We start from the raw sequence: 11,932 nt of genomic DNA on the forward strand, positions 1-11,932 counted from the left end.
TTTATGAAAAGAATACTTTTTTTAATGATGCTTCTTTCAAGTTTTTGTTTTTCACAAAATTCAAAACTTAAGTTGGTTTGGGAAGAAAACTTTAACGGTGATAAACTTGACGAAAAAGTTTGGAATTTTGAATTAGGAAATGGTTGTCCAAATAATTGTGGATGGGGAAATAATGAAAGTCAAATTTATACCAATAAAAATCATTTCCTTAAAGATGGAAATTTGGTAATTCAAATCAAAAAAGAAAACGATATTTATACTTCCACTAGAATTACAACTGCAAATAAAAAAGAATTCAAATACGGCAGAATAGAAGCTAGAGCTAAAATACCAACAGGAAAGGGAATTTGGCCTGCTTTTTGGATGCTAGGTTCAAATATAAAAACTGTTGGCTGGCCAAAATGTGGTGAAATTGATATTTTAGAATATGTTGGCAGAGAACCACAAATGGTTTATACATCGCTTCATACTGAAAATAGTCATGGTAACACAATAAATTCAAAAAAAACAAAAATACCTAACATAGAAAATGGTTTTCATTTATATGCAATTGATTGGAATAAAGATAAAATTGACTTTTTTGTTGACAATGTTTTAGTATACACTTTTCAACCTAATGATAAGACTGAAGATGTTTATCCATTCAATCAACCGTTCTATTTTATTGTAAATGTTGCAGTTGGAGGAAATTTTGGTGGATTAGAGATTGATGATTCAATTTTCCCACAAGAATACCTTATTGATTATATCAAGGTTTACCAATAAATTCGCATTTTTTTAAGTTTTTTCAATTTAAATTTGCTTATTTGAATAAATTTATGTTAAATTTGACCTATAAATAATTCATAAAAAACACTTTCGCCTATAGAAAAATAATTACTTTTTTAAATATTAATTAGATTCTTAACCCTAATTGAAAAGGTAATTATATGGCTAAAACGCAAATTTCTGACGCTTTACTTATCAATATGTACATTTCAGGTGATGAAAGTGCATTAGAGATTCTTGTCAAAAGACATCAATCAAAACTTTATGGTTTTATTTACTCTAAAGTAAATGATAGAGATATTGCTGACGATTTCTTTCAAGAAACTTTTATTAGAGTAATAAACACTTTAAAAACTAAAAAATTCTATGATGAAAAAGGTAAATTTTTACCTTGGGTTATGCGTATTGCCAATAATTTAATTGTTGATGATTATCGTAAAAACCAAAAAATTTACATGCATCGTGATACCGAAGAGTACTCTGTTTTTGCATTCATAAAAGATGATTCAGTTACTATTGAAAGCATTTATGAAAAAGAAGGAGTAGCAATTGAAATAAAAAATCTAATCAATAATCTTCCAGATGACCAGCGTGAAGTATTGGTTATGCGCTACTTTCATGATTTAAGTTTCAAAGAAATTTCCGAATTAACAAACGTGAGTTTAAACACTTCATTAGGAAGAATGCGTTATGCAATTAGCAACTTAAAAAAATTAGCAAAAAAAAATCAAATTAATTTATCATTTTAGACAATAATTTTAAAAGTTTTGCGTTATCTATAAAACAAACAATTTATATGGCAAAACTTTACACTCAGAAAAAATTAGCAGCTACTAAAATGTTACCAAAAAAAGAGACAGTTAGTTTTATTTTACAGTATTCAAAAGCATTAAAAATTGTAAAATACAGTGGCATGAACTTCAAAATCATAGCTAATTAAAAGAAACATCCCGACAATTATCGGGATGTTTTTTTATAGTATTCATTCAAAACAGATTTCCGTCCAATTGTTTTGGTAATTATATCTTTCTCTAAATCCCAACCTCGTGCTGGAGAATACTCTCTACCGTACCAAATGATTTGAAGATGCAACTCATTCCATAATTCTCTGGGAAAAATTGCCTTTGCATCTTTCTCTGTTTGAGTAACGTTTTTTCCATTCGATAAATTCCAACGATACATCAAACGGTGAATGTGCGTATCAACCGGAAAAGCAGGAACTCCAAAAGCCTGACTCATAACTACACTTGCCGTTTTATGACCAACCGCAGGAAGTTCTTCCAGTGCCTCAAAGCTTTGTGGCACATCGCCATTATATTTTTCGATTAGTATTTGTGATAAACCATAAATTCCTTTTGACTTCATTGGTGATAAACCACACGGACGAATAATTTCTTTAATTTCTTCAACACTCAATTTTACCATATCAAACGGGTTGTCGGCTTTTGCAAAAAGGATAGGAGTAATTTGATTTACACGAACGTCAGTACATTGTGCAGAAAGTAGAACAGCAATCAATAAAGTATAAGCATCTTTATGGTCTAACGGGACAGGAATTTCAGGATATAGTTCTTTTAACGTATTTATAACAAATGTTACTCGTTCTTGTTTGGTCATTTTTGTAATTTTAGGCTTTATAACAACTTTAAACAAAGTTAATCTTTAAACTTCTAAATAAAAATTAAATGACAACATTACAAAAAGGCGATAAAGCACCTAATTTTTCAGGAAAAGATCAAGATGGAAATTTACATTCATTAGCTGATTATAAAGGAAAGAAATTAGTAGTTTTCTTTTATCCAAAAGCAAATACTCCAGGTTGTACAACTGAAGCTTGTGATTTAAGAGATAATTTTGAGCGTTTTAAAGCCAATAACTATGCATTATTAGGTGTAAGTGCCGATAGTGCAAAAGCACAAGGAAAATTCAAAGACAAATATAATTTCCCGTTTCCTTTATTAGCTGATGAAGAAAAATCAGTAATACAAGCCTTTGGAGTTTGGGGACCAAAAAAGTTCATGGGAAGAGAATATGACGGAATACACCGAACAACTTTTGTAATTGATGAAAACGGAATTATTGATGAAGTCATTACCGAAGTAAAAACAAAAGAACATGCATCTCAAATATTGAAGTAAAAAAGAAACCCAAGTTTATAAACTTGGGTTTCTTTTTTATTTAGCTTCTTCAAGAACTTGGTTTGGATCATAACCAAACAGCTTTTGTTGTTTGATGATTTCGGCAATACCTTTTGGTAATAATTTTTCCCATCCAGGTTTTCCGTCTCCAATCATTTTTAAAACTTCTCTCGAGAATATTTTTAAGTGTTCTTTATCAAATCCAGTGATGTCAACTACTTTTCCATTGTAGGCAAAGAATTTATACAATTCTTTCATTCGTGGGTGAACTTTCAAGTTTTGAGAAGTAATAATTTCTCCATTTTCATCTTCCATAGGATATAAAAATACTTTCAAGTCACGATAGAATAATTTACCAAACGCTTCCAAAATTCCACCACTTAAATGGCGATAGTATTTTTCGTCAAAAATATCTACTAGGTTATTTACACCCATTGCCAATCCCATTCTCGCTTTGGTATAACTCGAGAAGTATTCAACAACTTTATAATATTCTTGGAAATTTGAAATCATAACAGTTTGACCTAATGAACATAGAAGTTCAGCTCGGTCCATAAAATCTCTTTCATCAATTTCACCTTCTGAGCGTAGATTTGAAAGTGTAATTTCAAAAATTACAAGAGTATTGTCTTTTTCAACCTTGTTTTCATCATAGAACATTTTTAATGATTTCTCATACATGTCCATATTTACTTGAGTTACAGGTCTGAAACTTCCTCTAAGCGCAAGGATATTTTTTTTATATAAAATAGATGCAGGTAAAATGTTGTTTCCATCAGGACCAAACATCACGGCATCAGTCATTCCATTTTTAACCAATTGCAAACTCATCAATCGATTGTCTACATTTTCAAATCGTGGTCCAGAAAAGTTTATAGTATCAATCTCAATTTGTTCTTTACTGATATGGTCATATAGATAACGAAGTAATTTTTTTGGATCGTTGTGTTTATAAAAAGCACCATAAATTAAGTTAACACCTAATATTCCAAGTGTTTCTTGTTGAAGCTTAGCATCAGTTTCTTTAAAACGAATGTGTAACGTAATTTCGTTGTATTCTTCTTCAGCTTCTACTTGATAACGAATTCCAACCCAACCATGACCTTTAAATTGTTTTGCAAAATCTATAGTAGCAACAGTATTAGCATAACTAAAAAACATTTTATTAGGATGTTTGTCTCTTTTTAAACGTTGTTCAATTAATTGAACTTCGTGCGACAACATTTTCTTTAATCTACTTTCAGTTACATATCTACCATCAGCTTCAATACCATAAATGGCATCACTAAAGTCTTTGTCATAGGCAGACATAGCTTTTGCAATTGTACCAGATGAACCACCTGCGCGGAAAAAATGTCTAACAGTTTCCTGTCCAGCACCAATTTCGGCAAAAGTTCCATAAATGTTTTCATTTAAGTTAATACGTAAAGCTTTATCTTTGATAGCGGGAATTTGCTCAATGGCTTTATCACCTTTTAACTTAATATCCGTAATGTAATTATCCATAGTTTAGTGTATGCTTTGCAAAGTTAAACAAATAGGGCTTTTATTAAAAAAGAATTAACGCTAATTTTGTATTTAGTTTAGCATTTTAAGTTAGGATATTTATTTAACCTCAAAAACCGTGCAAATAAAATGAAAATTTATTTTCTTGGAACCGGAACCTCACAAGGAATACCTGTTGTTGGTAGTAATCATTCTGTTTGCCAAAGCACTGATTTAAAAGATAAAAGACTAAGAGTTTCTGTTTGGGTTACTTGGGAAAATAATTCGATTGTTATTGATTGTGGTCCCGATTTTAGACAACAGATGTTAACTTCGGGTTGTTTGCAATTGGATGCTATTTTGTTTACTCATGAACACGCCGACCATACTGCGGGTTTGGATGATATCAGACCATTTTTCTTTAAGCAAAAATCGGCTATACCAGTTTACGCTCATCAAAGAGTTTTAGAAAGTTTATCAAAGCGATTTGATTATATTTTTGATAATGAAAACAAATATCCTGGCGCACCAAGTGTTACTACTATTGAAGTAAAAAATAATTTTCCTTTTTCAATCAATGATACAGAGATAATTCCAATCAATGCCAATCATGGTTCGATACAGGTTTTTGGTTACCGCATAAAAGATTTCACTTATTTAACAGATGTAAAAAGTATTGAAAAAGAAGAAATCGAGAAAATAAAAGGAACAAAAATATTGGTAATTAACGCATTGAGAGAAGAAGAACATTCAACACATTTTAATTTGCAAGATGCCTTAAATTTTATACATTTGGTTCAGCCAGAAAGCGCCTATTTAACACATATTAGTCATTTATTAGGATTTCATGAAGAAGTACAAAAGAAATTACCAAAAAATGTGTTTTTAGCTTATGATAATTTAGAAATTACCATTTAATTTAATAAAAAAATGAAAAAGTCTTTGACCTTATATTTATTAATCATTGCATTGTTGATGAATGTCTTTACTTATAAATATTTTTCTTCAAAATATGCTGATGAATTAAAAGTAAAGACCGAAGAAAATAAACAATTAAAAGACAGTTTGTCTAATTCTTCATCAACTGCTGTTTTAGTAGATGCTTTTGAGTTAAAGAATAATTTTAGAGCTCAAAATTACCTATACGAAAGTAAAATTTCTGATATTTCAAGTTTTGAAGAAAAAGTAAAACAAGCACTTTTGGCTTATAATGATTCACCAGAAGGAAATAAATATACCGATCAAGAAAAAATAGGCGAACAAAAGTTTATAATCAATAGTATTAAAATACTGAATCATCGTTGGATTATAGCTGATTATAGTAACGGTAAGCTTTGGGGTGAAGTTATGCTAAAATATTTTATAAACGATGATCAAACTATTTCATTTGAAGTTATGAATAGTTATCTTTATCCAATGAACTTGAATTAAACATCCAATGAAACACACAATTTATCTATTACTTCTTTTAACAGGTTTTCAATCCTGTAAATTAACTGATAATAAGGCTGATGAGGAAACTTTACCTCAAACTGAGTCAAAAGAAGTAATGAAAGCTATCGATAAAGATGAAAACGGATGTTTAGCTTCTGCTGGATATATTTGGTCAAAATTGAATAAAGAATGCGTAAAGCTTTTTACAGGTATTCAATTAAATCCAATAGATAAACCTCAAAATGAAGATGAAACTCTGAGTGCGTTTATTATGTTCAGTGAAGACGCAAATCAAGTGGAATTATTTTTACCAAACGCTACCGAAACCTATGTTTTAAAAAGAACTGCCGAAGGTCAAAGTTGGGTTTTAGATGAGTGGCAATTAATTCCTCATAAAGGCTACGTTTTAAAACAAGGTGATAAACCGCTATTTGCTGGTGATGATTTTATAGGTAAAAAAGTTTTAGGTTCCGATACCGAAGAAAAATAAAATAAAAATCCCGACACTTCGGGATTTTTTTATGCTTGCAACCAGTTTTTAAAGTCAAAAAAGTTTTGTGGTGCAACACCATGTCCAACAGGATATTCTTTAAAAGCTACATCAATCCCTAATAATTTTAGTTTAGGAATTGAATTTCTTGCCCAATCAACAGGAATCACTTGATCAACCGTTCCGTGTGAAGCAAATATTCTCAGCTTACTGAAGTCATTTTTATAATAATCATCAGTAGCAATTTCAGTGTTCAAATAGCCGCTCATTGCTACAACTCGTTGCACTTTCTGAGAATAGGATAGGGCAACAGCATAACTCAATATACAACCTTGACTAAAGCCTATTAAAGTTACATTATCTTTATCAACAGCATAATTTACAATGACTTCATCAATAAACTTTGCAATCAAATCTCTTGAATTTTGTGCTTCTGGAATATCTGAAAACTTATTCTCATCAGCATCAAAGTTAATTGCATACCAGGCATAACTGTTGTACATCAAATCATAAGGTGCACGAACAGAAATCACATAATATTCTTCAGGTAATTCGCTGGCAAACGAAAATAAATCTTCTTCATTACTGCCGTAACCATGCAACAAAATAAGTACTGGATTTTTATCTTTTTTTACTTTCGGTTCGCGAACAATATGGTATAGTGAAAAACTCATTAGATTGATTTAAATACTTTTTGAAAAATACTTCCCAATAGCGGAAGTGGTTTTGTGCTTCCAGAAGCTGCAGAAAAAATCCCATACATTGCCAGTACAGAAATAAAAATCCACATAGAAGCTGCGATTATTATGTTTTCAAAATAACTAATTGAAACTCCCAAAATTATAAAACTCAGCGTTAATCCTAATCCTTGTCGTATATGAAACGATGCGTATGGGTTTTTATTTTCACTATTCATTGAAAGCGAAATTAACGGACCAACAATCAATATATAACTAATAATTGCAGCTGTTTTTCCCTCTTTTATTACTCCTTTATCCATTTACTTATTATTTTTCACTAATCACTAATCACTAATCACTAATCACTAATTTCCCATTATTATAAACTCCAATGGCGCTTCCTTTCATTGGTTGCCCTAGAAAAGCGGAGTTTTTAGATTTTGATAGTATGTTTTCTTTAGTGAAACTCCAATTATTCTCTGTGGTAAATAAAGTCAGGTTGGCTTTGTTTCCTTTTTCAAGTGTTGAAGTTTCAAGTTGAAATAGTGTTCTTCCTGCTGTTAGTTTTTTGACGATTACATCTGTTGGTAGAACAGTTGCCAAAGCTCCAAAAGCACTTTCCAACCCGATTGTTCCATTCTTTGCCAAGTCAAATTCCATCTTTTTATGCTCAATATCTATTGGATTATGATCTGAAGTAATACAATCAATAGTATTGTCTAAAATTCCTTTAATCAGCGCTTTTCTGTCTTCATCGGTTCGTAATGGTGGCGTAACTTTATATCGTGTATCAAATCCATCCAACACTTCATCATTCAACACTAAGTGATGTACCGCAACACTACAAGTCACCTTCAATCCTTTGGCTTTTGCTTCTTTAATTAATTGTACCGATTTAGCTGTTGAAACTGTTGGTATGTGCATTTTTCCGCCTGTATATTCCAAAAGAAACAAGTTTCTTGCAACCTCAATTTCTTCCGCTAAGTTTGGAATTCCTTTTAATCCCAATCGTGTGGAAACTATTCCTTCGTTTACCACACCGTTTCCTTTTATTTTTTCGTTTTGCGAGTAGGCAAGTACCAATCCATCAAAATCCTGAACATATTGCAAACCTATTTTTAATAGATTGGCATTCGACATGTTTTTGTTATAATCTCCAAAGGCAATAGCTCCGGCATTTTTCATGTCAAACAGTTCCGCCAAGTCCATTCCTTCGCTGTTTTTGGTCAAAGCACCAATCGGATATAAATCGGTAGCAGCGTTTGCCGCTTTTTGTTTTACAAAATTAATTTGCGATTGATTATCAAGAACCGGAAAAGTATTAGGTTGCAGAGCAATTCCAGTAAAACCACTTTTGGCAGCAACGTCCAATCCGTTAGCAATGGTTTCTCTATCTTCAAAACCAGGTTCGCCCAGCGAAACACTGCTGTCAAACCAACCTTGCGAAACGTGCAATCCATCAGCAGTAACTTCTTCATAGCCGTTTTCTTTTTCTATCGATTTTGCAATTTCTTCAATCGTACCGTTGTTAATTTTTAAGCAAACGGTTTGATTGTGAAACGAGCTGTTTTCATCAATTACTTTTGCATTTCTAATTATTACCTTCATTTTACAAATTTTTGAATTAGTAATTCAATCACTAAAAAGAGTAGTGCCAACGCCACAAACCATTTCCAGATTTGCGTATCAGTTCTATCGGTTTGGATGGTGTTAAACACACTTTCCACATCGGTTATTAAATTATAATCGTCAGCAATGCTGCTGTTGTTTTGTGTCAAATCACCTTCGGTTCGGTTGTAGTTAAAACTGATGTTTTCTATTAGGTTAGTTCCGTTATAAATGCCATAATTCCCCGCCATTTTCGGATTTTCGTTGAAAGTCATTTTAACTTTGGTTGCCATGAATTGTTGCGAAGGAATAAATTTATCCGCATCATTTTTAATCTCCAAAATTTCATCTTTTCCAATCGTAGCATCCACAATAAACGGCTGACTTTCTCCAATGGTTAGCGCAGTAATTCCAGTTCGTTGCGCATTTTGTGCCATGTTGTAAAACGTTGGTACAATCAAAGGCGAATTCTGAAAGTTACTATTGTTTTTACTAATTGGCGCCGCAAAAACATATACCGAAGACAAATCGCTTTTAACCGAAGTCAGAAAAGCCGTTTGGTCTTCATAACTCAATATACTTGGAGTTTTGCTATTGACGGTATAAGAACTTTTAACCGTTGGGTATTGAAAGTTGTCAATCTTTTTCTCAAACACCGTGCTGAACAACGGATGATTGAAATTAATTTTGGTTACTTTCTTTTCATTGGTTGTTGCCGATTGCAATTGTATCGCGCCAAAATTAGCCAAGAAACTATTCGCATTACTGTTTTCACTCGAAGGAATGAAAACCACATTTCCACCTTTCGAAACAAAGGTTTTCAAAGTAGTTTGCAACGCTTGTGGTATGGTAGTCAACTCATTTAAGATAATAGCATCTTGCTTTTCAATTTGGTTATAATCCAAACTGTTCAAAGGAAAGTTCACATAGTTAAACTCATCGCTGGTATAAATTCTTGACAGGAAATTACTTTTCTCTGCATCACCAATACTAATAACGTTGGTCTTACTTGGTTTTGAAATACTAAAGTAATACGTATTGTCATAGCTCAAACCTTTATCTTCAATAGCTGCATACCCATTAAAATCTTCTTTCGGAATAGTGAAATTGATAGTGTTTTTGGTTTTGTCTAACGCAAGTAAGGTTTTAGCAACTAACTTTTTGTTATTGTATAACGCAACAGGAGTTTCCTTTTGATTCGTTCCATAAGCAGAAATACTCACACCAATTTCATAGAAATTATCCAAAGTTTGCATTAGGTAAACACTGTCTATTGCAACATTGTTTTTCTGTTCCACATCCGGAATGATAAAGTAAATATTGTCTTCTTTTTTAAATCCTTTGGTTTGATTGTTTTTGGCACCAATGGCATCCGTAACAACAATTATATCCTTGTTGAATGCCGATTTTCGGGCATTTATTTTAGCAATCACACTTTCCAGTTCAAAAGGCGCAGCGCTGTAATCAAGATTCTGCAAATCTCTTTGCACCGATTTGATGTCCGTGTTCCAGTAGTTTTCGGAGTTGGTAATCAGCGAAAAGTTTTGATTTTCGGGTGTATGTTCCAGCAAGTCTTGTACAGCTCGTTTCAACAGTTCGCCTTGTTTTCCTTTGGCTTGCATACTGTAGGAGTTGTCCAAAACAATATACATTTCGTTGGTCGCCTTTTTACTTTCCTTAGCGGTAAAAAAAGGTTGCGCAAAGGCAAGAATCAAGAAGGTTAGGAGTAGTAATCGAGTGAAAAGCAACAACCATTTTTTAATAGTAGCACTTTTTCGGGTTTGTATGGCAAGTTCTTTTAGAAATTGAACGTTGGTAAAGTATTCTTTTTTAAAACGACGCAGCTGAAATAAATGAACCAGAATTGGGATAACCAATAAGAAAAGAAAGTATAGAAACTCTGGATGTTTAAATTGCATTGTTTTTAAGATTTGTCAAAAATAGTACTTTTTATGATTTTTAACATCGGTTTTATGAATTTTAAATGATAAAAAATCTGTTAATACTTCATTTCGGTTATTTTTGTTTAAAGCAAAATTGTTATCATGACCAAATCTATCATCCTGTTCACCGTTGTTTTCATCAATTTTTCAATACTTGCGCAAGAAAACAAGCATCACTTGTTAATCGGAACCTACACCAATACCTGCGAAAGCGATGGAATTTATGTTTATGATTTTGATAGCACTACGGGTAAAGCCCAATTAAAATCATCTACTAAAGGAATTGTAAACCCAAGTTATTTAACCATTTCAGAGGATAAAACCAAAGTATACAGCGTCAACGAAGCAGGCGATAAAAGCCAAGTAAGTGTTTTTAATTATTCGGCTACATCGGGAACGTTAGAATTACTCAATCAAGTTGATGCTCATGGTGCCGATCCTTGTTATATTACAGCTACCGATGAAAACATTATTGTGGCTACTTACAGTGGTGGAACCATTTCAATATTTGATAAAAAACCAAACGGTGAATTGCTTTTTCAACAAGTCTTCAAACACAATGGCAAAAGCATAAACCAAGAACGTCAGGAGAAATCACACCTTCACATGGTACAACTAGCACCCGATAAAAAGCATCTTTTGGCTACTGATTTAGGTGCCGATTTCATTTATAGTTACAAATTCAATACAAAGGAGCGAAACAATACCTTAAGTTTTGGAAATGCTATAAAAATCAAGCCAGGTAGCGGTCCAAGGCATTTTTCGTTTAGCCCAAATGGAAATTATTTATATCTAATCAATGAGTTGGATGGTTCGCTAGATGTGTTTAAGTATAAAAACGGAAACTTAAAACTTATTCAGGAAACCAGCATTGTTGCAAATGATTTCAAAGGAAATACCAGCGCTGCCGATATACATGTTTCTTCCGATGGTAAATTTTTATACGCTACAAATCGAGGCGATGCCAATACGATTAGCTGTTTTGAAATCAAAAAGAATGGAAAACTAAAATTCAAACAAACGTTGAACACGTTAGGCAAAGGTCCAAGGAATTTTACAATCGATCCATCAGGCAAATTCCTTCTGGTAGCACATCAATACACCAATAATGTAGTGATATTCAACGTTGATAAACAAACGGGAATGCTTACTGATACAGGAAACAGAATAGAGTTATGCTCGCCAGTTTGTTTGGTTTTCGAATAAAGAGAATAGACTTTTTAAACAATGTTTCATTTGATTATCGTCACTTCGAGTGTTCGCCGTAGGCGAATGACCCGAGGATAGATTCCGAACGGAGCGAAGCTAATCGAGAAGCGTTGTCATTCCGTAGGAATCTCAAAATCACTTTCAACTAATCCCTAATCCCTAATCCCTTTTCCCTAA

At 32.5% G+C, this 11,932-nt stretch carries 14 protein-coding genes; 8 read left to right on the forward strand and 6 right to left on the reverse strand.

Features of this window, described 5'->3' with window-relative positions:
* The first annotated feature begins 3 nt into the window (after positions 1-3).
* From RN605_RS01965 to RN605_RS01975, 3 genes are all read left to right on the forward strand, one after another.
* Positions 4-765 carry a glycoside hydrolase family 16 protein gene (locus RN605_RS01965; RefSeq protein WP_313321733.1) on the forward strand — a complete coding sequence of 254 codons (762 nt, stop codon included), beginning with the start codon at positions 4-6 and terminating at the stop codon, positions 763-765.
* Between the two features lie 164 nt (positions 766-929).
* Complete coding sequence (locus RN605_RS01970; protein WP_313321734.1) at positions 930-1,517, forward strand: RNA polymerase sigma factor; 588 nt, start codon at positions 930-932, stop codon at positions 1,515-1,517.
* 47 nt (positions 1,518-1,564) lie between these two features.
* Complete coding sequence (locus tag RN605_RS01975) at positions 1,565-1,708, forward strand: hypothetical protein (protein WP_313321735.1); 144 nt, start codon at positions 1,565-1,567, stop codon at positions 1,706-1,708.
* Positions 1,709-1,725: 17 nt separating this feature from the next.
* Here RN605_RS01975 and RN605_RS01980 read toward each other — a convergent pair whose 3' ends face one another.
* A complete protein-coding gene (locus RN605_RS01980; RefSeq protein ID WP_313321736.1) occupies positions 1,726-2,385 on the reverse strand; it encodes an endonuclease III domain-containing protein in 660 nt (219 codons plus the stop codon).
* A gap of 68 nt (positions 2,386-2,453) precedes the next feature.
* Between RN605_RS01980 and bcp the strand changes: the two genes are divergently transcribed.
* On the forward strand, positions 2,454-2,906 hold the full coding sequence (gene bcp, locus RN605_RS01985; protein ID WP_313321737.1) for a thioredoxin-dependent thiol peroxidase: 453 nt from the start codon (positions 2,454-2,456) through the stop codon (positions 2,904-2,906).
* Positions 2,907-2,942: 36 nt separating this feature from the next.
* Here bcp and RN605_RS01990 read toward each other — a convergent pair whose 3' ends face one another.
* The gene (locus RN605_RS01990) at positions 2,943-4,412 is read right to left on the reverse strand and encodes a TonB-dependent receptor (protein ID WP_313321738.1); all 1,470 of its coding nucleotides are present in this window, start codon (positions 4,410-4,412) and stop codon (positions 2,943-2,945) included.
* Between the two features lie 129 nt (positions 4,413-4,541).
* Between RN605_RS01990 and RN605_RS01995 the strand changes: the two genes are divergently transcribed.
* From RN605_RS01995 to RN605_RS02005, 3 genes are read left to right on the forward strand one after another with little or no spacing between them, the layout of a single operon-like run.
* Positions 4,542-5,309, forward strand: coding sequence for an MBL fold metallo-hydrolase (locus RN605_RS01995; protein WP_313321739.1), 768 nt, complete (start codon positions 4,542-4,544; stop codon positions 5,307-5,309).
* A gap of 12 nt (positions 5,310-5,321) precedes the next feature.
* Positions 5,322-5,822: a hypothetical protein gene (locus RN605_RS02000; RefSeq protein WP_313321740.1), complete on the forward strand. Its 501-nt coding sequence runs from the start codon at positions 5,322-5,324 to the stop codon at positions 5,820-5,822.
* Positions 5,823-5,829: 7 nt separating this feature from the next.
* Entirely contained in the window at positions 5,830-6,315 is a 486-nt protein-coding gene (locus RN605_RS02005; RefSeq protein ID WP_313321741.1) for a hypothetical protein, read from the forward strand.
* A 29-nt stretch (positions 6,316-6,344) separates the two neighbouring features.
* Here the strand turns inward: RN605_RS02005 and RN605_RS02010 are convergent, their stop codons facing one another.
* Genes RN605_RS02010 through RN605_RS02025 form a run of 4 tightly spaced genes read right to left on the reverse strand, consistent with a single transcriptional unit; the run spans position 6,345 to position 10,522 of the window.
* Positions 6,345-6,989 (reverse strand): alpha/beta hydrolase, encoded by a 645-nt coding sequence (locus tag RN605_RS02010; RefSeq protein ID WP_313321742.1) that lies wholly within the window; start codon positions 6,987-6,989, stop codon positions 6,345-6,347.
* Positions 6,989-7,315 (reverse strand): hypothetical protein, encoded by a 327-nt coding sequence (locus RN605_RS02015; protein WP_313321743.1) that lies wholly within the window; start codon positions 7,313-7,315, stop codon positions 6,989-6,991. Before RN605_RS02015 ends, RN605_RS02010 begins: the two co-directional genes overlap by 1 nt.
* A gap of 31 nt (positions 7,316-7,346) precedes the next feature.
* Positions 7,347-8,603: a dihydroorotase gene (locus RN605_RS02020; protein ID WP_313321744.1), complete on the reverse strand. Its 1,257-nt coding sequence runs from the start codon at positions 8,601-8,603 to the stop codon at positions 7,347-7,349.
* Positions 8,600-10,522: a vWA domain-containing protein gene (locus RN605_RS02025; protein ID WP_313321745.1), complete on the reverse strand. Its 1,923-nt coding sequence runs from the start codon at positions 10,520-10,522 to the stop codon at positions 8,600-8,602. Before RN605_RS02025 ends, RN605_RS02020 begins: the two co-directional genes overlap by 4 nt.
* Before the next feature lie 126 nt (positions 10,523-10,648).
* On the opposite strand from RN605_RS02025, the gene RN605_RS02030 reads away from it, so the two are divergent.
* The gene (locus RN605_RS02030) at positions 10,649-11,752 is read left to right on the forward strand and encodes a lactonase family protein (protein WP_313321746.1); all 1,104 of its coding nucleotides are present in this window, start codon (positions 10,649-10,651) and stop codon (positions 11,750-11,752) included.
* Positions 11,753-11,932: the final 180 nt, after the last annotated feature.

The sequence above is a fragment of the Flavobacterium sp. PMTSA4 genome (assembly GCF_032098525.1).
In the GTDB taxonomy this organism is placed as follows: Bacteria; Bacteroidota; Bacteroidia; order Flavobacteriales; family Flavobacteriaceae; genus Flavobacterium; species Flavobacterium capsici.